At 61.7% G+C, this 22,298-nt stretch carries 13 protein-coding genes; 5 read left to right on the top strand and 8 right to left on the bottom strand.

Annotation, left to right across the window (positions count from 1 at the left end; genetic code table 11):
• Positions 1-247: 247 nt before the first annotated feature.
• The 3 genes from ACQRBT_RS21240 to ACQRBT_RS21230 are packed head-to-tail and all read left to right on the top strand — an operon-like array spanning position 248 to position 5,714.
• A complete protein-coding gene (locus ACQRBT_RS21240) occupies positions 248-1,489 on the top strand; it encodes an exonuclease SbcCD subunit D C-terminal domain-containing protein (protein WP_060752619.1) in 1,242 nt (413 codons plus the stop codon).
• Positions 1,486-5,124, top strand: a complete 3,639-nt coding sequence (locus ACQRBT_RS21235) for an AAA family ATPase (protein WP_412047507.1) — start codon at positions 1,486-1,488, stop codon at positions 5,122-5,124. The genes ACQRBT_RS21240 and ACQRBT_RS21235 overlap by 4 nt, the downstream gene beginning before the upstream one ends.
• Positions 5,121-5,714, top strand: a complete 594-nt coding sequence (locus ACQRBT_RS21230; protein WP_060752617.1) for a glutathione S-transferase — start codon at positions 5,121-5,123, stop codon at positions 5,712-5,714. Before ACQRBT_RS21235 ends, ACQRBT_RS21230 begins: the two co-directional genes overlap by 4 nt.
• 9 nt (positions 5,715-5,723) lie before the next feature.
• Here the strand turns inward: ACQRBT_RS21230 and ACQRBT_RS21225 are convergent, their stop codons facing one another.
• The 3 genes from ACQRBT_RS21225 to ACQRBT_RS21215 form a co-directional block, all read right to left on the bottom strand.
• On the bottom strand, positions 5,724-5,903 hold the full coding sequence (locus tag ACQRBT_RS21225) for a hypothetical protein (RefSeq protein WP_060752616.1): 180 nt from the start codon (positions 5,901-5,903) through the stop codon (positions 5,724-5,726).
• A gap of 156 nt (positions 5,904-6,059) precedes the next feature.
• Positions 6,060-7,235, bottom strand: a complete 1,176-nt coding sequence (locus ACQRBT_RS21220; RefSeq protein ID WP_104993978.1) for a lactonase family protein — start codon at positions 7,233-7,235, stop codon at positions 6,060-6,062.
• Positions 7,222-7,512, bottom strand: a complete 291-nt coding sequence (locus ACQRBT_RS21215; RefSeq protein ID WP_412047508.1) for a DUF5629 family protein — start codon at positions 7,510-7,512, stop codon at positions 7,222-7,224. Before ACQRBT_RS21215 ends, ACQRBT_RS21220 begins: the two co-directional genes overlap by 14 nt.
• A 246-nt stretch (positions 7,513-7,758) precedes the next feature.
• Between ACQRBT_RS21215 and ACQRBT_RS21210 the strand changes: the two genes are divergently transcribed.
• Entirely contained in the window at positions 7,759-12,693 is a 4,935-nt protein-coding gene (locus tag ACQRBT_RS21210) for a dermonecrotic toxin domain-containing protein (RefSeq protein ID WP_412047509.1), read from the top strand.
• 408 nt (positions 12,694-13,101) lie between these two features.
• On the opposite strand, the gene ACQRBT_RS21205 is transcribed toward ACQRBT_RS21210, so the two are convergent.
• Entirely contained in the window at positions 13,102-15,477 is a 2,376-nt protein-coding gene (locus ACQRBT_RS21205) for an efflux RND transporter permease subunit (RefSeq protein ID WP_412047510.1), read from the bottom strand.
• Between the two features lie 16 nt (positions 15,478-15,493).
• The gene (locus ACQRBT_RS21200; RefSeq protein ID WP_412047528.1) at positions 15,494-16,534 is read right to left on the bottom strand and encodes a WD40/YVTN/BNR-like repeat-containing protein; all 1,041 of its coding nucleotides are present in this window, start codon (positions 16,532-16,534) and stop codon (positions 15,494-15,496) included.
• Between the two features lie 324 nt (positions 16,535-16,858).
• On the opposite strand from ACQRBT_RS21200, the gene ACQRBT_RS21195 reads away from it, so the two are divergent.
• Positions 16,859-17,974: a Gfo/Idh/MocA family protein gene (locus tag ACQRBT_RS21195; protein WP_412047511.1), complete on the top strand. Its 1,116-nt coding sequence runs from the start codon at positions 16,859-16,861 to the stop codon at positions 17,972-17,974.
• 402 nt (positions 17,975-18,376) lie between these two features.
• Here ACQRBT_RS21195 and ACQRBT_RS21190 read toward each other — a convergent pair whose 3' ends face one another.
• The 3 genes from ACQRBT_RS21190 to ACQRBT_RS21180 are packed head-to-tail and all read right to left on the bottom strand — an operon-like array spanning position 18,377 to position 22,297.
• Positions 18,377-20,080, bottom strand: coding sequence for an AMP-binding protein (locus tag ACQRBT_RS21190; protein ID WP_412047512.1), 1,704 nt, complete (start codon positions 20,078-20,080; stop codon positions 18,377-18,379).
• 31 nt (positions 20,081-20,111) lie between these two features.
• The gene (locus tag ACQRBT_RS21185) at positions 20,112-21,410 is read right to left on the bottom strand and encodes an acetyl-CoA C-acetyltransferase (RefSeq protein WP_060752609.1); all 1,299 of its coding nucleotides are present in this window, start codon (positions 21,408-21,410) and stop codon (positions 20,112-20,114) included.
• Entirely contained in the window at positions 21,407-22,297 is an 891-nt protein-coding gene (locus ACQRBT_RS21180) for a MaoC/PaaZ C-terminal domain-containing protein (protein ID WP_104993984.1), read from the bottom strand. The genes ACQRBT_RS21185 and ACQRBT_RS21180 overlap by 4 nt, the downstream gene beginning before the upstream one ends.
• Position 22,298: the final 1 nt, after the last annotated feature.

Raw genomic sequence — 22,298 nt, 5'->3', positions numbered from 1 at the left:
ATGCCAGTCAGTTAAGCGATAGAGCAGGCAGCGGGTAACCTGTGGCGAGGGAGCTTGCTCCCGTTGGACTGCGTAGCAGGCCCAGTCTTTTCAAACCAGAAGCTGGGGCCGCTTCGCGGCCCAACGGGAGCAAGTTCCCTCGCCACAGGACAGCGTTGCGCCTTACTGACTGTGCATTTGAGCCAGCCCCCTCCCACCGCTTTACAGGTAAACTCCCCTCCTTTTCATCTTTTCCACGGAGTTCGCCTTGCGTTTGTTTCATACCTCCGACTGGCACCTGGGCCAAAACCTCCACGGCCAGGAACGCGACTTCGAACACGCCTGTTTCCTTGAGTGGCTGCTGGGCCAATTAAAAGCCGAGCAACCGGATGCGTTGCTGATCGCCGGCGATATCTTTGACACGGTCAACCCGCCGCTCAAGGCCCAGGAGCGCCTGTACGATTTCATCATCAGCGCCCACGAGCAAAACCCCAAGCTCACCATTGTGATGATTGCCGGCAACCACGATTCCGGCTCGCGCATCGAATTGCCGGCGCCGTTGATGCGCCGCTTGCGCACCCATGCGTTGGGCCGGGTGCTGTGGCTGGACGACGGGCAACTCGACGCCGAACGCCTGCTGATTCCCCTGCCGGATGCCAAAGGCAAGATCGCCGCATGGTGCCTGGCGCTGCCGTTTCTGCGCCCGGCGGAAGTCACCGGCGCACACTTGGGTGACGATTACCTGCGCGGTATCGGCCAGGTGCATGAATGGCTGATCGCTGCGGCCAAGGCCAAACGCAAAAAGGGCCAGGCGTTGATCGCTATCAGCCACGCGCATATGGCCGGTGGTTCGGTGTCGGAAGACTCCGAGCGCAGCCTGATCATCGGCAATGCCGAAGCACTGCCCGCCAGCCTGTTCGATAACCGTGTGGGCTATGTCGCCCTCGGTCACTTGCACAAGCCGCAGCAGGTGAATGGCGAAGAACGCATCCGTTATTCCGGCTCGCCGATTCCGCTGTCGTTTTCCGAAATCGGCTACAAGCACCAGATTCTTGACGTAACGTTTCAGGGCGAGCGGCTGGTGAACGTCGAACCGCGCCTGATCCCCCGTTCGGTCAATCTGCAACGCCTGGAAGCCGCGCCCCTGGCCGATATCCTCAAGCAACTGGGCGACTTGCCCGACATCGACCTGCTCGCCGAAACCCAGCGCCACCCTTGGCTGGAGGTGCGTGTGCGCCTCGACGAGCCACAGCCGGACCTGCGCCAGCAAATCGAAACCGCCCTGCAAGGCAAAGCCGTGCGCCTGGTACGCATCGCCGCCGAATACGCAGGCGCGGGCAACCGCGAAGACCGCGATGAAGAGCGCCTGGTTGAACTCGACCAGCTCACGCCCCAGGAACTGTTCAGCCGCGCCTGGCAGGACAGTTACGGCAGCGAAGTGGATGAACAGACCTTGAAGGATTTCGCCGTGCTACTCCAGGAAGTGCAACAGGAGGATGAACAGCCATGAAGATCCTCGCCATCCGCCTGAAAAACCTCGCCTCCCTGGCTGGGCCGTTTGAAATCGACTTCACCGCCGAGCCCTTGGCCAGTGCCGGGTTGTTCGCGATTACCGGGCCCACCGGCGCGGGTAAAAGCACGCTGCTCGATGCGTTATGCCTGGCGTTGTTCGGCGCCGTGCCGCGCCTGGGCGACACCGGCCAGGCCAAGATGCCCGATGCCGACAGCGACATTTCCATCGGCGACCCACGCACCCTGCTGCGACGTGGCACCGGCGGCGGTTACGCCGAGGTGGACTTTGTCGGCGTCAATGGCCGTCGCTACCGTGCGCGTTGGGAAGCTAACCGCGCCCGCGACAAGGCCAGCGGCAAATTGCAGAACAGCCGGCAAAGCCTGATCGACCTGGACAGCGATCAACTGCTGGCCAGCCAGAAAACCGAATACAAGGCCCAGCTGGAACAGGCCCTGGGCCTGAACTTTGAGCAGTTCACCCGTGCCGTATTGCTGGCGCAAAGCGAGTTCAGTGCGTTCCTCAAGGCCAACGATAACGAACGCAGCGAACTGCTGGAAAAACTCACCGACACCGCGCTTTACACGCAGTTGGGTCGCCGTGCGTTCGACAAAGCCAAGGACGCCAAGGAAGCCCACAAGCAGCTGCAGGACCAGGCCACCGGTGTAGTGCCGCTGGCCCCCGAAGCGCGGGCCGAACTCGATCAACAATTGGCCGAAGCCCAGCAACAACTCAAGACCCGGCAGGCTCAGCTCAAGCAGTTGGAACTGCAACATACGTGGCTCAAGGAGCTACGCGAATGGCAGGAGCGCCGGCAAGCCGCCGCCGAACAGTTGCAGCACGCCGAGCAGCAATGGCATGACCAGGGCCAGCAACGCCAGGATTTAAGCCGCCTGGATCAGTTGGCGGCGCAGCGCCATCATTTCGCCCGACAGGCCGAACTGGGCACCTTGCTGGCGCCGCTCGCCACGCAGATTGCGCAGCACATCGAGCAGCAAACCGCGTTACAGAGCCAGCAAGAGCAGGCACAACAACAGCACGCCGCCGCTCAGTCAGCCTTGACCGAGGCCCTGAAACATCAGGCCGACGCCGTGCCGTTATTGCGCCGGGCCTTCGAAGAGCAGAGCACCCTCGCCCGCTTGAGCAAAGACCTGACCAAGCGCACCGAAGACCAGCACGTGCAGGAAACCGCCTGCACCCAGGGCCAGGTCGCACTCGATGGCTTGTTGGAGAAACAAGCGCAAGTGGGCGAGCGCCTGCAACATCTGGCCAACGAACTTGAGCGCAGCAGCGCCCTCGCACCGCTGAGTGAAGCCTGGGCCGCCTACCGCGACCGCCTGCAACAACTCATGCTGATCGGCAATCGCCTGAACAAAGGCCAGGCCGAACTGCCGCAGCTGGAACAGCGCGCCAGCGCCGCCGCCGAGCAGTTCACCCAGCAGCGCGAAGCCTTGGAGCTGTTGTACCAGGAAGCTGGCGCCGAACCCCACGCCGTGGCCGAACAAATCCAATTGCTCGCCAGCCTGCTTCAGGACAATCGCAAGCAGCAACGCGCCTTCGAAGATCTCACACGCCTGTGGGACAGCCAGCAACAGCTGGATCAACAGAGCGATGCGCTGACGCAAAAACTCGTGCAGGCCCAGCAGCAACGAGAAAAGCTCAACCAGGCGGGCCTGCAAGCCAAGGCTGAATTGGCCGTGGCCGAGCAAACCCTCACGGTGACCAAGCAATTGCTGGAGCGCCAGCGCCTGGCCCGCAGTGCCAGTGTCGAGGAGTTGCGCGAGCAGTTGCAAGACGACCAGCCGTGCCCGGTGTGCGGCAGCCATGAGCACCCGTACCACCAGCCCGAGGCGCTGCTGCAAAGCCTCGGCCGCCATGACGAAAATGAAGAGGCCACGGCGCAGAAAGCGGTCGACAGCCTCAAGGAAACACTCACCGAGCTGCGTGGCGAAGTGGGCGGTTTGATCGCCCAGCAAAAGGGTTTTCTGGAACAGCAGGAGCAGTTGGCGGCGCAGCAACTGGCGCTCAAACCCAGCCTGGAAGCCCATCCCCTGTACTCCGCGCTGTTCAATCAGGAGCCGCCTCAGCGAAGCGCCTGGCTGGCCCAGCAACTCAACCAGTTGACGCAAAGTATCAGCCAGGACGAACAACGCCAGGGCGCCCTGCTCAACCTGCAGCAAAACGCCGGGCGCCTGCAGCAACAACTGCAAGCCGCCCAGGAGGCCAGCCAGCAAGCGCGCCAGTTGCTGGCAGACCAGCAACGCGAGCTGTCCAATGACCGCGACCGCCTTGAAGAAGAACTCAGCGCCTTCGCCAACCTGCTGCCCGCTGCCACCCTGGACGGCCTGCGCCGCGAGCCGGCTGCGACCTTCATGCAGTTGGACCAGCAGGTCAGCCAGCGCCTTGAGCAACTGGGACAGCAGCGCGATGAACACGCCGAGCAACAAGAGCGCCGGCAAGCCATCGAGAAAGAACAGACCCATCAGCAGCATCGCCAGCAACAACTGGACGTGCTGCGTCAGCAGGTCGCGGAACTGGCCGCCCAGCAGCAAGCGGCTCAGGAAACACTCGGCACCTTGTTGGGCGAATACCCCAGCGCCGAACACTGGCAACAGCAATTGGACCAGGCGGTGGCGCATGCTCGTCAACACGAAACCGACGCCAACCAACAGTTGCAAGATTTGCGCAACACGCTGATCCAGCTGGCCGCCGACCTCAAGGCCCAGCAGGAACGCCAACAGGCACTCAGCGCCGAGCAACACACCCTCGACCTGCGCCTGGGCGAATGGCGCGCCCTGCATCCCGAGCTGGATGACGCCGGCCTCACCCGCTTGCTGGCGTTCGATGACCATGCAATCAGCGCGCTGCGCCAGCAATTGCAACACAGCGAAAAAGCCGTGGAGCAAGCCAGGGTGCTGCTGCAGGAGCGCGAACAACGCCTTGCCGAACACCAGGCCCAGCACAATGGCAACCTGGAAGCCGAGCAACTGGACAACAGCCTCGCGGCCCTCAATCAGCACCTGGCCGACGACGAGAAGCACTGCGACGCGCTGCGCGCACGGCAGGTCGAGGACCAGCGGCGTCAGGACGCCAACCAGGCGCTGGCTGAACAAATCACCCAGGCCTATGACGAATGGCAGCGCTGGGCACGCCTGAACGCGCTGATCGGCTCGGCCACCGGCGATACCTTCCGCAAAATCGCCCAGGCCTACAACCTCGACCTGCTGGTGCACCACGCCAACGTGCAACTGCGCCAACTGGTGCGCCGCTACCGCCTCAAACGTGGCGGCAGCATGCTGGGGCTGTTGGTGATGGATACGGAAATGGGCGATGAACTGCGCTCGGTGCACTCGTTGTCCGGTGGCGAGACGTTCCTGGTGTCGTTGGCGCTGGCGTTGGGCCTGGCTTCGATGGCGTCCAGCACGTTGAAGATCGAGTCGTTGTTTATCGACGAAGGCTTCGGCAGCCTCGACCCCGAATCACTGCAATTGGCAATGGACGCCTTGGACGGTTTGCAGGCCCAGGGGCGCAAGGTGGCCGTGATTTCCCACGTGCAGGAAATGCATGAGCGCATCCCGGTGCAGATCCAGGTCAAGCGCCAGGGCAACGGGTTGAGCACCCTGGAGGTCAAGTGAGCGAGGCGCTGCTGTATTCGTTCCGGCGTTGCCCGTACGCGATGCGGGCGCGCTTGGCCCTGCGTTATTGCGGGGTGGCCGTGCGCATTATCGAGGTGAGCCTCAAGGCAAAGCCGGCCGAGATGCTGGTGCTGTCACCCAAGGGCACGGTGCCGGTACTGAGTGTGGCGGGCCATGTGATCGACGAGAGCCTGCCAATCATGCTATGGGCACTTGCACAGCACGACCCTGATGATTGGCTGCTGCAAGGTGACCCGGCGGTGTTGTCGCTGATTGCCGAGAATGACCAGGTGTTCAAACATCACTTGAATCGATACAAATACGCCGAACGTTATCCCGAATACCCGATGGAGCATTATCGGGCCGAAGGCGAGGTGTTTTTGCAGAAGCTGGAGGGTTTGCTGACCCAGCATGAATACCTGCTGGCTGAGCATATGAGCCTGGCGGATGCGGCACTGGCGCCGTTCGTGCGCCAGTTTGCCCATGTGGACCGGGAGTGGTTTGCCGCAACACCGTATCGGCGGCTGCAGAAATGGTTACAACGTTTTCTGGAGTCGCCGCTGTTTATTGCGGTGATGGCAAAACCCTGAAGCTCACTCCTACTGTTGGGTCTTGTGGTCCAGTGCGGCGTAGAAATTAGCGCTCTGTTGCAGGTATTTCTGGGTGTAGGCGCTGGTGCTGGATTTTTTGCCGGTCACTTCCACGCTGGCAGCAGCAGGCAGGGCCACGGTGGCGGAAACAGCGGAAGCGGCGATGACCGAGAAGAGATTGAAGTTCATGGCGGTAACCCTCGTGTTCGTTTGATTAAGTGGCCTTGGAAGGCCTTGGAACCAAACTTACGCCCGAGGGTTAAACCTTAGAAATGCTTTGAAACAGTAGCCGCTATTAATAGAATTAATAGAAAGCTTCAGGCCCCGCTGTACGGGGCCTGTGGCTTATTGACGCACCAGGAACTTGAGGTCGCTGGGCGCATCGATCGGCAGTTTTTGCACGGTTTTGCCCAATAACCCCGTCTTGGGGTCGCGCTCGACCACCACGATCTCGTTACTTTTCTGATTGGCGATCAGCAGGAACTTGCCGCTCGGATCCAGGCTGAACTCGCGCGGGTGGTCGCCCTCCACGGAACGGCGCTGGATCTCCTTGAGGTGTGCAGTAGCCGGGTCAACGCTGAACACCAGCAGCTGGTTGGCGGTGCCACGGTTGCTCACGTACAGGAACTTGCCATCGCTGGACGCGTGCAGCGCAGCACCGGCCTTGTCGGACACCGGCTGCCCGGCGGCAAAGTCCACCAGTTGGGTCTGGCTGAGCTTGCCATCGTTGTAGTCGAAAACGGCTACTTGCGCGCTCATCTCCGTGGTCAGCCAGGCGTGCTTGCCATCGGGGCTGAACAGCAAGTGACGCGGGCCGCTGCCCGGTGGCAGCTGCACCGATGCGGGGTTGGCCGGGGTCAGGGGCAGTTCGTGGTTGGCCTTGGGGTCGTAACGGTAGGCAAACAACTTGTCCGCGCCCAGATCCTGGACAAACACATACTTGCCGTCCGGCGACGACACCACCGAGTGCACATGGTTGGACGCCTGGCGCTCAGGGTTCACGCGGCTGGCCGGGTGCGCGCTCAATTGCACCGGAGCCGACAGCTTGCCGGCAGCGTCCACCGGCAGGACAGCCAGGCTTCCGCCCGGATCTTCCAGTACCGAATAGTTGGCGATGAACAGGTAACGTCCATCGGCCGCCACGCTTGAGTGAGTCGGCTCATTGCCCAGGCTCTGCACCTGGTTGATCAAGGTGAGCTGATGGTTCTGCGGGTCGATGCTGTAGCTGCTCACCCGACCGACCGGGTCTTTCTGGCCCGGGCCGTTCTCATTGACCACGAACAGATGCTTCTGGTCCTTGGAAAGGGTCAGCCAGGACGGGTTGGCCGTCTTGGCCGCCAGCGCAGGTTTGCCGTTGAACCGGCCGGTACGGCTGTCGAACTGCAGCCGGTAGATCCCTTCACTGGTGCCAGCGGTGTAGCTGCCCACCAGCAGTTCATAGGTGTCGGCCGGTGCGGCCTGCACCGACATTGCACCCACACTGCCGGCCATCAGCAGGGGCCAGAATTTACGCATGATCATCCGCTTCATCCTCATCGTTATTGTTGCCGGTAAACGCACTCAGGCAGACCAGGCGGTGCTCGCCCGACTCGCCCATGAGCGTCCAGCTTTGCAAGGTGTCATCAAAGGTCGCGGCCCGTACCTGTTCCAGGCTGAAGCTCCAGCGTTTTTCGGCACGGCCGTCCATCGCGGTAATCAGCAGTTTGCTGTCGTCCAACACGAAATCAAAGGCGTGCAAGCCATCAATTTCGAGCATGTCGGCATTTTCAAGGGCGGCGGTCAGGGTTTGGGCAGTCATGGCAGTCAATCATTTACGGGAAAGCGCCAATGATAGCCCAGGGTGTCGGGGGCAGTGCCGATTTTGCGGGCAGGCCGGCTGCAAATACGTCGACACAAACGTGTCCGGCCCGCGTCAACCGGGGCGTTGGCAAAGATCTCGCGCAGCACTGGAAACAGTTCATAACGCATTTGCACCGTTAGCTGGCCGACAACCCAGTACTTTCGCGGCGCTGATTTCTTTTCACTCCGCCAAGGAAGTGCTTGCATGCCGTCGATCAACGCCCGTCCTCATCTTTTCTCCGTGTCACTGCCGATGGCGCCCCTGCCCCCTGCCGATGAACCGGCAGCGGCCGCGGCGCCGCTTTCAACACCTCCAAGGCCGATACGTTCAATCCAGCCGCCGCTGGGCCTGCAAGGCCGCTTGAAAGAGACCGCCCAGGGCGTCCCGGCTGCCGATACACCGGCCAGTGTCGTCGCCAACCAATTCGCCACACGCCCGACGTTGCGCTCCGTGGTGGCCGCGCAGTTGGACTCGCTCTTGAACCAGCGCTACCCCACGTTGAGCTTCAACAGCGCCAACACCGCTCTGGCCGTACCGATCTCGACGGATCCCCTGCAATACGCCTTGACCCCGCTGCTGGACCTGGCGCTCGAGCACATGGCCAGCGGCGGCGAACTGGCGTTGCCCGAAGGCGCCAAATGGGTAAGCCGCGACACGGCGACCACCCTCAAAGTCGTCGACGCCAGCGGCAACCGAGCCACGCCCCTGGACACCTACTCCATGGAACTGGCCATCCGCAGCCTGCGTCCCAACCTGAAGGCCGCTTACGCCGATGCGTTAAGCCATTACTGGGGGCAGGACGCGTTTGCCGGTACCAGCCGCTGGCGCTGGCTCAGCGACACACTCAAGGATACGCTGCGCATCGCCGGCCTCCAGCAACCCGGCCTCAGCGCGACCCAGCGTGAAACCCTGGACCAGATCACCCGCTACCCCGACGTCAGCGAACGCAACAGCCGTTATGGCGAATCCGCCGCGCGCGCGTTCATCGTGGATACAACCCTTGAGCACGCGGGGATCACAGCCACTCATTCGGACCCGAGCCTGCTGATCACCCGCAATATCGGCGGCGAAACGTTGGTGCTGCACGCCACCGCTGCGGGCAAGGTCATGCCTTACGCCTCCCTGGAGGCGTTCACACAGGCATGGGAGCACCAGCTTAACCAGTCCTTCAAGTTCGACCGCCTCACCTGGAAGCGCCGGGAGCCGGACGGCAACATTTTTGATACCCAGGCGGCCGTGATGCTCGACCGCCAACTGCAAAACCTGGACGCAATACAGCTGCCGGCCAACAGCCGTGCCGGCGATCTGGAACAGCTGTTTTCCCAAGCCAGCGATACGGCCATGTGGTTCAACAACACGGCATCAACCCGCCCCCGTGACCTGCCTGGATGGCTGACCCAGGCCACCGACGCCGAGCGCTTCGCTTACCAGCGTCAGGCACTGGAACTGGCCAGCAGCGTGCAGCGCAACCAGGGCCGCACGTTCCTCACGGATATTCCCGATATCCGTACTTACGCCGAACAACAGCTCAACGCCCACCTGGCCTCCAAGGGCTACGCCGCCAAAGATCTGGAAGTGACCTTCAAGGTGCCGGTCGGCGATCTGGGCAGTGGTTACATCGAGCCGGTGAAGATGAGCCTGGTGGACATGGCCCTGGAGAATCTTGCGGGGCTGCCCGCCGGTGCCATGGATGTTCGCCTGCGCGGGCAACTGATCAAAGACCCCGAATTGCCACAGATGCTCAAGGATCAGATCACCACGATCGATATCGGCAAACACTACCCCGCATTGCTCAATCAGCACCTGCTCAGCGATACCGACGAAGCCAGGGCACGCGCAAAGCTTTTCATTGAACAAGTGCCGCTACAACTGACCCTGCAAGCGCTTGAGCTCAAGTTAAAGGGCGAAGCCGGCATCACCGAGACGGGCTATCGGTTGGTGGAAGCCGTGACGCGGCCCGGCACCGGCCCACGGCAGGTCGACGGTCAAGCGATTACCCTGCGCCCCTTGGCATTTGTGCGCAAACCCGGCGCCACACCGGACGTCGTCGCCAATATGTTCCTGATAGAACCGCAAAACCCTGCATACGGCCCTCACCTGCTCTACCGTCCGCAGTTGTCACCGGCTTTGCAGGAATTTGCCAGCCGCGATGCCCTGCTCGCTGCGATCCAGGCCCCGGGGCCTCTGCAACAGAGCGTTTTGGCCTGGCTGCCAAGCGACAAGGTGCGGGCGATCTACGGCAACGGCGGCTTCAAGACGCCGCATATTGCCCGCTACGGGGTCTTTAACGAGTTCGATGCGCCCGCCACACCCGCCCCGACGAGCCTGGCCATCGACGGATATGGCGCCTGCGAGAAACTGCGCAAGGACTTACGGGACGGCAAGTTGATGCAGCACCTGTTCACTACCAACACCCAAAGCCTGGTCACCCTCGCCCAAGGCCAGTCCACCTCGGATGCCCAGAGCCGTTGGGCCTCCTACAAGGAGTTGGGCTGGTTACTGTTCAATACCCTGTTGCCGGTATTGCGCGGCCCCGGCGCCATGGCCGGCTGGCTGCTGCAACTGGCCAGTGTCGAAAACGACATCAGGCAGGCCAGCGACCCGAACAACTCCGACCCTGCGGGAGCGATGGTGGACCTGCTGGTCAATGTGGCCACGTTGTTAAGCCATGCCACGCCTGTGCGCCCACCGGAACGCGCCGTGGGCAATGTGCCTTTTAACCAGCGGCCGGAAGTTTCTTCCCCGTTGCGCCGACCCGCAGGGGATACATCCCAGGTACCGCGGGTGGTGGTCGAGCCAGACGCCGCACCGGTTGCCAAAGGCCTGCTCACACACGACCAACCCTTTGACTTCTCGTTTTCCAGCCCGCGTGATTTGAGCCCCTCGCAACGCGCCCACATTCAATCGTTCAGCGTACCGAAACCGACCGGTACAACCACCCCCATTCAAAGTGGCGCGCGGGCGGGCCTATACCTCGTCGATGGCAAGCTTCACGCCTGCATCGAGAACCATTGGTATCGTGTCGCCAGGGACCTGGATGGTCCCTTCGTGATCAACGAGCAAAACAGAACCCTCACGGGTCCGCCACTGACCCGTGACGCCAAGCGGCAATGGCAGTTCGACACCCGCCCTAAACTGCGTGGCGGCATGCCCAGGGCCAGCGAACGGATGAAGGCCACCCTGGACCGCAATATCGAACTCAGCGATGCGATGCTCAGGCGATATGCCGAACAAGTGGCCTCGATGCAACCGCTGGTGGGCGCCATCGAAACCAGTGATATGCGCTTGAACGAAACCGATGAAGCCCTGCGCAAGTCGAACAAAACCCTGAGGACGCTATGGGGCCTGGTAAACAGTGGCGAGCGTGGTACCGGCTTTGCGCAACAGTACCAACAAGAGTTGAGGAAGAATAAAGACCTGTCGACCTTGATGCGCATGCGCTTCGAAGACGATCAGAAAAACGCCAATGCAATGCTTGCCCACAGGCGCATTGCGATTCAGGCGTTGAGCAGCGATAACCCTGCGATGAATTTCAATCTTTTCCGGGAGAAACGCGGGGACCAGTACAAAGCCATCGCCGCCACCCTGCTTTCACGCACGATCGATCACGTGTACGTCAACGACCAGTTCACCCATGCGAAGTCCGGTGAGCCGCTCGCAAAGCTGATTGAACGAACCCAACGCAATGAGCCCGGCGCCTACGCCGATCTGATCGAGAACATGGCTGACCACGTCGAGCGCCTCGGGCGCCAGATTGAGGCCGCCCAAGCCTATAACCAGGTGCTGAACGAATGGAAGAGCGACTGCCCCGGTAATAAGAAACTCGCGGAGGCGTTCATCAAGGAATTCCCGCAGCCACCGGCCAATCAGGTGTTCACCGCCACCATGGAGCGCCTCAGCGCGCTGCGGGAGTTGAGCCTGGACCGAACCATCGACCCCCGCTCCCCCGAAGAAGCCTTTTTCCGCGACCGCTTCAACCAGGCCGACCTGAACGCCGCCGCGAACTCCCACATCGAGCTGCAACAACATGAGGGTTACACCGGAGAGGAACGTATCGCGGTGTTGAGCAACCTGATCGAAAAATATCAGGCCGAATTCAACAATGCGCACGCCTTGCAAGAGACCGGCCCCGACAGCGTCCGTGTGTTCTATGGCAAGCGTTATCTTGAGTGCCTGCAGGAAGTCATCACCCAGGCCCAGGTCGAGCTGGCGGACCTGATGCGCGAGGAACAGCATTTGCCACCGGTCGCCCCGCGCCGTGACGACAGGGCGCGCAAATCGCTGAACAAGAAGGTCTTCAAGACCCGCGACAAACAAACCCTGGTGGGCACGTTACGGGATACACAACCCGGCCAGGATATCCCGATTATCGACGTGCTTGACTCCCGCACCGGCCAACCCCTGAGCAGTTACAGCTGGCACTCGACCGAGGGCGACTGGGTCCGGATCGTCAACGCAGAGCCGGTCAGTTCCCCCTCCGTACGATCACCCAAACCGCTGTCGGCCTCCATCGGCACGGCCCGCAAACTGATGGGAGAACAGGCCGGTATCGAGCGCTCAATCCAGTTCCAGAAGAAGAAACTGGATGATCCGGCTCGCCGGGAAACCGTCAACCCTCGCGATTGGAGCGACATGCTCGAAGCCCAGGCCGACCAGCTTGAGCAAGTCGCACAGGACGCCCAGGCCAACCACGGGGCAGCCAGTGAAACCAAAGCGTTGGTCGAAACGTGGAAAAATGCCGCCAAGGCCATGCGCGAGCGCGCGATCATGCACCGTTGTGACGGCTACCTGCGCCAGCTCCCCCGAGCGGAGAACATCGATTACCTATGGACCCATGGGCGCGTCGACATCAGCCTGGTCACCCGTGGCAAAAAGCTCAAGGGCGCGGACTTTCTCACGGAGTACGCTGTTCGTGAGAAAAACAGTACCAACGTGCTCTGGTATGCGCACTTCCACTACCCCAACACGACCACCGCACGAAACACCTACAGCGCCGCGCACCTGAAACTGCCCGAGCAGCGCTACATGACCCAGAAGGATCTGGTGGAGAATGCCGGGCGCAACAACCAACCCTTCAACAGCATCGTGCGGGCCAAAATCGAACCACCGCTGGACCAGAAGCTGTTCCTCAAGCTCTGAGTTGCCAGCACCCATGACAACCCTGACTCACCGCCTATGTTTTTGATCTGCTTTTGATCCTGATCTTAGGCGCCCCGTTAAACCACGCTGGCCGAACGCAGGCTTGAATCCGTGGGTAACCCGGCAGGACGCCGGGTTACCCACGGATTCAAGCCTGCGTTCGGGCACACCGAGCCTGAGCGAGGTGCCGAGTGGTGGGGCAAAGGCCTTTTGCTTACTTTTGGGCCTTTCCAAAAGTGAGCCGCTGTAAGAGCGGAACCCTAAGCCGCCGTTACCGCAGCAATGGATATGTACACAACCCACATCGCGGTCGGCTGACAGGCCGCCACGGGAGCAAGCTCCCTCGCCACAGGAGTAATTCGCCTCCTGGTTGATGGGCACCAGGGCAAGCCCCCACCCGCCCAGACCTCAGTGGGCAAACAACGAATTGCCCTTCTGCCCCGCCAGCTTCTCGGGCTTGATCAGGAAGCGTGCCAGCGCCGGCAGCAGCCACAGTGCACCGAACATGTTCCACAGCAGCATGAAGGTCAGCATCAGGCCCATGTCGGCCTGGAACTTGATGGCCGAGAAAATCCAGGTGCACACGCCGATTGCCAGGCACAGGCCGGTGAACAGTACGGCTTTGCCGGTCGACTTGAGGGTCTGGTAGTACGCTTCCTGCAACGGCAGGCCAGCCCGCAGGAAACTCTCCAGGCGGCTGTAGATATAGATGCCATAGTCGACACCGATCCCCACGCCCAACGCCACCACCGGCAAGGTCGCGACCTTGACGCCGATCCCCATGAACGCCATCAGTGCGTTGCCCAGCACCGAAGTCAGCACCAGCGGCAGCACGATGCACAACGTTGCCGCCCAGGAACGGAACGTGATCATGCACATGGTGGCCACGCACAGGTACACCAGGACCAGAATGGTCAGCTCCGACTGCTTGATCACCTCGTTGGTGGCCGCTTCGATCCCGGCGTTACCGGCGGCGAGGATAAACTCCAGACCGTCCTTGTTGTTTTCCTTGGCGAAGTCCTGCACCGCATGTACCGCACGGTCGAGGGTTTCGGCCTTGTGATCGTTGAGGAACACCAGCACCGGCGCCAGGGAGCAATTGTTGTTGTACAGGCCATCGGCACGGGCGATAGAGTTGTTCAACACGTCGGGGTTGCGCGACAGGGTTTCCCATTTCAGGTTGCCCTCGTTCATACCCTTGATCATCTGCTTGGACACCGTCACCAGCGAGATGGCCGACTGAACCCCCTCGGTGTTCTGCATCTTCCACATCAACTGATCGATGGGTGCCATGGCTTCATAACGCGAGCACCCTTCGGCCTTGGTCTTGACCATCACCACCAATACATCGGAGCTGGTGGAGTAGTTGCTGATGATGAAGTTGTTGTCCTTGTTGTAGCGCGAATCCGGGCGCAGTTCCGGCGCGCCTTGGTCGAGATCGCCGATCTTGAGGTTCTGGCTGTACCACAGGCCGCCGCCGAAGGCGATCAATGCGAGCAGAATCGACACCGGCGCGACTTTGGCGCTGGCGAACCGGGATAGCAGGCGCCAGAACGGGTGTTCGCGGTGCGCATCTTTCTTGCTCTTGGCGATCGCACGCTGGCTGATACCGACGTAGGAGATCGCCACCGGCAACAGGATCAGGTTGGTAAACACGATCACCGCGACACCGATCGACGCGCCGATCGCCAGCTCGCGGATAACGCCGATATCGATGATCAGCAGGGTGATGAAGCCCACTGCGTCGGCCAGGATCGCGATCATCCCCGGCAGGAACAGCTGGCGGAACGTGCGGCGTGCGGCGGTCAGCGCGTTATCGGCCTCACTGGATTGCAGCGCGATACCGTTGATCTTCTGCACACCGTGGGAAATGCCAATCGCAAAAATCAGGAACGGCACCAGCATCGAGTACGGGTCAAGGCCGAAACCGAAAAAGTGCATCAGCCCGAGCTGCCAGATCACCGCCACCAGCGTCGTGCTCAACACCGCAATGGTGCTGCGCAGGCAGTGAGTGAACCACAGCAGCAGAATCAGGGTGATGACGAACGCGATGCCGAAGAACATCACCACCATCACCAGGCCGTCGATCAGGTCGCCGACCTTCTTGGCGAAGCCGACGATGTGGATCTTGACGTTGGGGTTCTGCGCTTCGAACTTGTCGCGGATCTTGTCTTCAAGTTCATGGGAGAACTTGCGGTAATCCAGGGCCAATAGCTTGCCCTGGTCCTGCGGGTCGGGGTAGGACTCCAGCAGCGGGATGTCGACGATGCTCGACTTGAAATCGTTGGACACCAGGCGTCCGACCTGGCCGGACTTGAGCACGTTGTTGCGCAGTTGATCGAGGCTTTCCGCCGAGCCGTTATAGCTCTGTGGGATCACTTCGCCCCCGGCGAAGCCTTCTTCGGTCACTTCGGTCCAGCGCACACTGGGGCTCCACAGCGACTTGAGACCGGAGCGGTCGACGCCGGGAATATAGAACACCTCGTCGTTGATCTGACGCAGGGTCTCCATATAGGCCTGAGTGAAGATGTCACCGTCCTTGGCCTCCACCGAGATGCGCACCGTGTTGCCCAGGTTGGCCAGGTCGTTGCGGTGTTCCATCATCTTTTCGATGAAGGGGTGCTTCAGGGGGATCATCTTTTCAAAACTGGTGGAGGGGCGAATCAGGGTCGCCTGCCAGAACAGGAAAATGCTCACCAGCAGGCAGATGACAATCACCGCCGGACGGTTGTTGAAGATCAGGCGCTCAAGGAGGGTCGCTTTATCGTTGTGATGACTGCTCATGCTTTCCCCGCCCTTATTATTGTTTTACGAGTTCTGCGCCAGTCGGCGTGGCGACACGCACGCCACCCTGCCCGGCTAGAATCAAGTTGCCATTGCCTGCCGCCGTAACGGACGACAGCGAAATGCGATCCGGGCGGTTGAACACACTGAACGTCACGCCATCGTCATGACTGACCACGACGCTGCCGCCGTTGCCGACCACGACGAGGGTGCCATCATCGAGCAACGTGGCGCCCGATAGGCCGAACTCCAGCGCCCCACGCGTGGCATTCAGCGCCACCGGCTCCCAGCTGCTGCCGAAATCCGTGGAACGGTACAGGTTGCCGCGCAGGCCGTAGGCCAGCAGGGTCTGCGGCTGGGCCGTGCCGATCACGCCGAACAACGAGCCTGCATAGGGGCCTTCAAGTTTTTCCCAGGTCTGGCCCTCATCGCTGGAGCGGAACATGCTGCCCTGCTCGCCCACAATGAACAGCCCGGCGTCCTTGATCTGGGCGATGGCGTTGAGGTGATATTGGTCTTCGTTGTCGAGGCGGTCGCTGACGTCCGCCCACTTCCTGCCGCCATCGGTGGTTTCAATCAACGCACCGTAGGCGCCGACGGCCATGCCGTGGTTGGCATCCTTGAACCAGACATCGAGCAGCGGCGCTTCGCGCTTGAGGTCCTGGTACTGCTGGGCCCAGGTGGCACCGCCGTCGGTGCTGGCGAGAATCTGCGCATCATGGCCCACCGCCCAGCCGTGTTTGTCATCGACGAAAAACACTGCCGTGAGCAACTGCCGGGTAGGGACCTTGGCTTGAGTCCAGGTGCTGCCCTGGTCATCGGAGTAGAGAATGTGCCCACGGTCACCGACCGCCACCAGGCGCGCACCGGCATGGACTACATCGATCATCAGGCCCTTGGCGGCCTTGGGGGATTCAATCGCGAACACCGACGGTGCGGCGGTATCACTGGCTGCCAGCACCGGTACCGACAACGCAGCACCGGCCAGCAACGAGAGCGCTGTGGCCAGCAACGCAACCTTGCGTGCGGCACGTGGGCGGCAGACAACCCAACCCATGACAGGCTCACTCATAGACCTTCTCCCATTTTATTATTGTTAGGGGCTTTACCAGGCGCTGAAACCTGCAATCTAGAGCGCCTGAAGGAAGCAGGGGCCATCCTATCGGGCTTTCGAATCGTCTGACAATCGGCGCTACGTTATCTTTTGTTAACTGGCAGCATTTGGCCATGTGCTGAATATAGCCACATCAGTAGCGTTGATTGTTCCTACATCTTGCACCGGAACCGTCTGACGATGAATTTTTATTCCAAATGTTGAATTTTAGAAATTTTTATTCCATTAATGCCGTTCCTGAAAACAACAATTCAAAGGACCACGGCTATGCGTGAACTCGGAATCGGCTTGATCGGCACAGGCTTCATGGGCCGCGCCCATGCATTGGCGTTCAATAATGCCCGTGCGGTATTCGAACTGCCGGTTACCCTCAAGCTGGCCGCCCTGGCCGACGCCGACGTCGAACGCGCCCAGCGCTGCGCCACCGCCTGGGGGTTTGCCCAGGCCCACGGCGACTGGCAAGCGTTGATCAACGACCCCAACGTCGAACTGGTGGCCATCACCACTCCCAACCATCTGCACTACCCCATGGCCATGGCGGCAATCGCCGCGGGTAAAGCCGTGTATTGCGAAAAACCCTTGGCGGTCAGCCTGGAACAGGCCGACGCCATGCGCCGTGCAGCCCGCGCCGCCGGGGTCGTGACGCGGGTCGGCTACAACTACCAGCACAACCCGATGATCAGCCTGGCTCGGCAGATGATCGCCCAGGGCGACCTTGGCGAAATCATCAGTTTTCAGGGTGAATTCAGTGAAGACTTCATGGCTGACCCCGCGTCCCCCTGGTCATGGCGCTGCGAAGTCACGCATGCCGGTGGTGCCCTGGCAGACTTGGGCAGCCACCTGCTGGCAATGGCGCACTACTTGGTAGGCGACGTGGAAAGCGTGTGTGCCGACACCCACACCGTGCACGCCCAACGCCCTGTTACATCGGGCAGCAGCGAACTGAAAGCCATCGCGGTGGATGACCAGGTGCATGCATTGCTGCGGTTCGCCAACGGCGCGCGCGGCACGGTGAGCATCAGTTGGCTTAAACAGGGCTACAAGAACCACCTGAGTTTCGAGATCAGCGGCACCCTGGGCACATTGGCATTCGACCAGGAGCGCTTGAACGAACTGCGCTTGTACCGTGTCGGCCAGGACGGCTTCCAACGCCTGCTGGCCGGCCCCGCCCTGCCCGGCTATGCCGCGTTCAGCCCGGCGGCCGGTCACCAGTTGGGCTACAACGAGTTGAAAACGCTGGAGGTGCAGGAATTGATCATGGCCGTGGCCGGCCAAGGGGCCGAGGGCACTGACTTTGACGCGGCATGGGCGGTGGAACGGCTGGCGACGGCGATCCGTGTGGCGGCGAAGGAAGAACGCTGGATCAAAGTGCAAGAAATTTAAGCGAAACTTGTAGTGAGCGGGCTTGCCCCGCGCTGGGCGGCGTAGCCGCCCCAAATCCAGACACCCCGGTCCTCCTGAAAGACCGAGGTGTCCCAGTTGGAGCGGCTGCGCCGCCCAGCGCGGGGCAAGCCCTAATACCAGTCAGCTAAGGCCTAACGCTTTCACTGTGGGAGGGGGCTTGCTCCCGATGGGCCGCGAAGCGGCCCCAAAAATGGGCCTGCTACGCACAGGGGCGTCCGAGCTTAAAATGTGTAAACGATGTCCCCGGTTTCGGGGGTATGGGTTGGAAGGTGGCCCAGAATCTGGGGATTTGGGTTTCACTGGTATAACGCGGCGGCTTTGGTGGGGCGGCTGCGCCGCCCAGCGCGGGGCAAGCCCGCTCACTACAAAATCAGATCCTCTCTAACGCAGGGCCCGGCGCAGTACTTTACCCACCGTGGTCTTGGGCAGTTCGATGCTGCGGAACTCCACATACCTTGGCACCTTGTACCCCGTCAGGTATTCCCGGCAGTGGGCGAGGATCTGTTCCTGGGTCAGGTTCGGGTCCTTGCGCACCACAATGATCTTCACCCGCTCCCCCGTCACCGGGTCTTCCACACCGATGGCCGCCACTTCACCCACCCCCGGATGCATCGCCACCACATCTTCGATTTCATTGGGGTACACGTTGAAGCCTGATACCAGGATCATGTCTTTCTTGCGGTCGACCAGCCGGATATAGCCACGCTCGTCCATCACACCGATATCCCCGGTCGACAGCCAGCCTTCGTCATCCAGCACCTCGGCGGTTTCTTTGGGCCGCTTCCAGTAACCCTGCATCACCTGCGGGCCACGTACTTGCAGTTCGCCTTGCTCGCCGATGTCGGCCAGTTCGCCGTCCTCTCGCATGAAGCGCACCCAGGTCGAGGGCAATGGCACGCCGATGCTACCGGTGAACTCCATCTCGCGCATGCGCGCAATGTCGATGGGGCTGATGCTGACCACCGGTGAGCACTCGGTGAGGCCGTAGCCTTCGATGATCGGTAACCCGGTGACTTCCTTCCAGCGCTTGGCCACGGCCCTGTGGGTGGCCATGCCACCGGCGATCACCATGCGCAGCGCAGAGAAATCCCGGGCACAGAACTCTTTGTTCTCCAGCAAACCATTGAACAACGTGTTGACCCCGGCAATCCCGTTGAAGCGCTCTTTACGCAGGATCATCTGCACGCGTTTCACATCACGCGGGTTGGCGATCAGGATGTTGCGCCCGCCCAGGCACATGAACATCAAGCAGTTCACCGTCAGGGAAAAGATGTGGTACAGCGGCAGCAAGGTGACGTTGGTTTCCTGCTGGTTCTGGTCCAGTTGGTCACCGACCCAGGCCTTGGCTTGCAGCAGGTTGGCGATAATATTGCGGTGGCTGAGCATCACGCCCTTGGCGTCGCCCGTCGTACCACCGGTGTATTGCAGGAAGGCCAGGTCGTCGAGGGCCATCGCCACCGGAAAATGATGCTGCGCCCGCCCTTGCTTGAGCACCTGGTTGAAGCGCAACGCCCCCGGCAGCTTGAATGCCGGCACCTGCTTCTGCACGCTGCGCAGGATGAAGTTCATCGCCGCGCCCTTGAAGGTGCCGAGCAAATCGCCGATGGCCGCCACCACCACGCGTTTGACACAGCTGCCGGCGATGACCTTTTCCAGGGTGTAGGCGAAATTCTCGAAGATCACCACGGTTTCGGCCTCGCTGTCCTTGAGCAGGTGCTTGAGCTCATGGGAGGTGTACAACGGGTTGACGTTGACCACCACCGCACCGGCCAGGATGGTGCCCAGCAGGCAGATCGGATACTGCAGGCAGTTGGGCATCATCAACGCCACACGGTCGCCCTTCTTCACGCCCTGCCCCTGTAGCCAGGCCGCAAACGCGACCCCTTGCGCGTGCCAGTCGGCGTAGGTCATCTCGGTGCCGATGCTGACGTAGGCGACCCGCTCGCGGAATTTTTCCAGGTGCTCCAGGAACACCTCGCGCAGCGACGGGTAGTCCTCGATACCCGCGTCGATGTCTGCCGGCACGCCGGGCAGGTATGCGTTCAACCAGACCCGTTCGGTTTGTTCCAGGCTTACAGCGTTCATGGCAGTCTCCTTGTTGTTTTTTTTGACAGCGCTATTTTTCGACGATCGCAGTAATGCCCAGCCCGCCCGCCGCACAAATCGAAATCAAACCGCGCCCGCCGCCGTTCTGATCGATCATTTTAGCCAACGCCGCCAATTGCCTGCCGCCCGTGGCGGCAAAAGGGTGGCCACAGCCCAGCGAGCCACCGTTGACGTTCATCTTGGCGCGGTCAACGCTGCCCAACGGCGCGTCCAGGCCCAGGCGCTCGCGGCAGTAATCGGCGTCTTCCCAGGCTTTGAGGGTGCACAACACCTGGGCAGCGAAGGCTTCGTGGATCTCGAAGAAGTCGAAATCGGCAAAGCTCAGGCCCTCGCGCTGGAGCATTCGCGGCACGGCATAGGCCGGGGCCATCAGCAGGCCCTCGGTGCCGTCGACAAAATTCACCGCCGCCGTTTCGCCGGTGCGCAGATAGGCCAACACCGGCAGGCCCCGTTCGGCGGCCCAGGCTTCACTGGCCAGCAGCACCACCGAGGCGCCGTCCGTCAATGGCGTGGAGTTGCCCGCCGTGAGGGTGCCGTTCTGGCGGTCATAGGCCGGGGCGAGCCCGGCGAGTTTTTCCAGGCGGGTGTCGGCGCGCAGGTTGTTGTCCCGCGTGAGCCCCCGATAGGGGCTGATCAAATCGTCGAAAAAGCCGCGCTTGTAGGCCGCGTCCAAGCGCTGATGGCTGGTGAGGGCCAATTCATCCTGGGCCAGGCGCTTGATCTGCCAGCGTCTGGCCATTTCTTCGCAGTGCTCGCCCATGGACAAACCGGTGCGCGGCTCGCCGTTGCGCGGCAGCAATGGCTTGAAGAACATCGAGGGGCGGACCTTCAACAGCGCCTTGGCCTTGTCGCCCAGGCTTTTGCCCCGGTTGGCCGCGAGCAAGGTATGCCGCAAGGACTCATTGATGCCGATGGGCGCGTCGGAGGTGGTGTCGGAACCACCGGCAATGCCCACTTCGATCTGGCCCAGGGCAATTTTATTGGCCACCAGCAAGGCGGCTTCAAGGCCGGTGCCGCAGGCTTGCTGCACGTCGTACGCAGGGGTTTGCGGCGACAGCGTGGTCGACAGCAAGGACTCGCGCGCCAGGTTGAAATCCCGCGAATGCTTGATCACCGCGCCGGCGGCAAACTCGCCCAGACGCTGGCCATGCAGGTTGTAGCGGTCGACCAGTCCTTGTAACGCAGCCACCAGCAGGTCCTGGTTGCTGTCGTGGGCGTACACCGTGTTGGAGCGGGCAAACGGAATACGGTTGCCGCCGATAATCGCCACGCGGCGGGTCGGGGCCGGATTGAAGCTGTAGTCACTCATCGACAGGTCTCATTCCAGATAAACAAGCCGCGCATATGCGGTTTATCGCCGGCGAAATTGCGCACTTCAAACTCGCGGCGTGGGCCGCTCACGGGGTGGCTCCACAGAGCGACCTGGCCGGGCAGGAAGATCGGTAACTTGAAGTCGCAATCGGCTTGCGCCTGGTCCACGCCACCGGGCGGTTGCTGCGCGGCCAGGGCTCGGCCCAGGGTCCACATGCCGTGGGCGATGGCGCGGCGGAAACCGAAGAGCCTGGCACCGATCACCGAGGTGTGAATCGGGTTGAAGTCCCCCGATACCTGAGCAAAGCGTCGGCCCAGGTCGGCGGGCAACACCCAACGCTGGGTGCGCAACAGGCCCGCTTCCTGCAACGGCAACCCGTCAGTCCAGGGCTCGCCGACGGGGTTGTGCACGTCGCGGCGCAGGTACAGGCTGTCGCTCTCCCACACCAGCGTGCCGGCACTGTAGGTACGGGTGGCGATGCTCAGCGCCTGCCCCTTGGGGTGGGCGACCCAGCGCTCGCAGTACACCTCCAGGCGCAGGGCCTGGCCCTCCTCCAGCCGCTGATGCTGCCGAATGCGGTTGGCCAGATGCACCATGCCGCTGGCCGGGTAGGGAAAACTCGGCCGAGTCAGCAGCAGCAAATGCAAGGGAAACGCCAGCACGTGGGGATACGACAGCGGCACGCCCTGCTCGCGGCGAAAACCGCAGGCGCGGCCGTAGGCGGCAATGCCGCTGGCGGACAATTCCACGGCTGAGCGCACCAGCCGCTCCTGGGGCAACAACGGGGCGCCATCGAGCGTGGGTTTGCGCAAGGCGCGCAGGCCGCCCAGCAACAGCTGGGTGCGGGTCGGCGGCGGGTCGATGATCTGTGTCACGTAGTCCATG

This window comes from Pseudomonas sp. R19M (genome assembly GCF_050312585.1).
Taxonomy (GTDB): Bacteria; Pseudomonadota; Gammaproteobacteria; order Pseudomonadales; family Pseudomonadaceae; genus Aquipseudomonas; species Aquipseudomonas palleroniana.
This window is presented reverse-complemented; position numbering and strand designations above follow the sequence as displayed.

Bases quoted from the DNA above. Each gene is read 5' to 3' on its own strand.
- ACQRBT_RS21235 (WP_412047507.1), top strand. From the start codon at position 1,486: ATGAAGATCCTCGCCATCCGCCTGAAAAACCTCGCCTCCCTGGCTGGG.
- ACQRBT_RS21225 (WP_060752616.1), bottom strand. From the start codon at position 5,903: ATGAACTTCAATCTCTTCTCGGTCATCGCCGCTTCCGCTGTTTCCGCC.
- ACQRBT_RS21220 (WP_104993978.1), bottom strand. From the start codon at position 7,235: ATGATCATGCGTAAATTCTGGCCCCTGCTGATGGCCGGCAGTGTGGGT.
- ACQRBT_RS21215 (WP_412047508.1), bottom strand. From the start codon at position 7,512: ATGACTGCCCAAACCCTGACCGCCGCCCTTGAAAATGCCGACATGCTC.
- ACQRBT_RS21210 (WP_412047509.1), top strand. From the start codon at position 7,759: ATGCCGTCGATCAACGCCCGTCCTCATCTTTTCTCCGTGTCACTGCCG.
- ACQRBT_RS21205 (WP_412047510.1), bottom strand. From the start codon at position 15,477: ATGAGCAGTCATCACAACGATAAAGCGACCCTCCTTGAGCGCCTGATC.
- ACQRBT_RS21200 (WP_412047528.1), bottom strand. From the start codon at position 16,534: ATGGGTTGGGTTGTCTGCCGCCCACGTGCCGCACGCAAGGTTGCGTTG.
- ACQRBT_RS21195 (WP_412047511.1), top strand. From the start codon at position 16,859: ATGCGTGAACTCGGAATCGGCTTGATCGGCACAGGCTTCATGGGCCGC.
- ACQRBT_RS21190 (WP_412047512.1), bottom strand. From the start codon at position 20,080: ATGAACGCTGTAAGCCTGGAACAAACCGAACGGGTCTGGTTGAACGCA.
- ACQRBT_RS21185 (WP_060752609.1), bottom strand. From the start codon at position 21,410: ATGAGTGACTACAGCTTCAATCCGGCCCCGACCCGCCGCGTGGCGATT.
- ACQRBT_RS21180 (WP_104993984.1), bottom strand. From the start codon at position 22,297: ATGGACTACGTGACACAGATCATCGACCCGCCGCCGACCCGCACCCAG.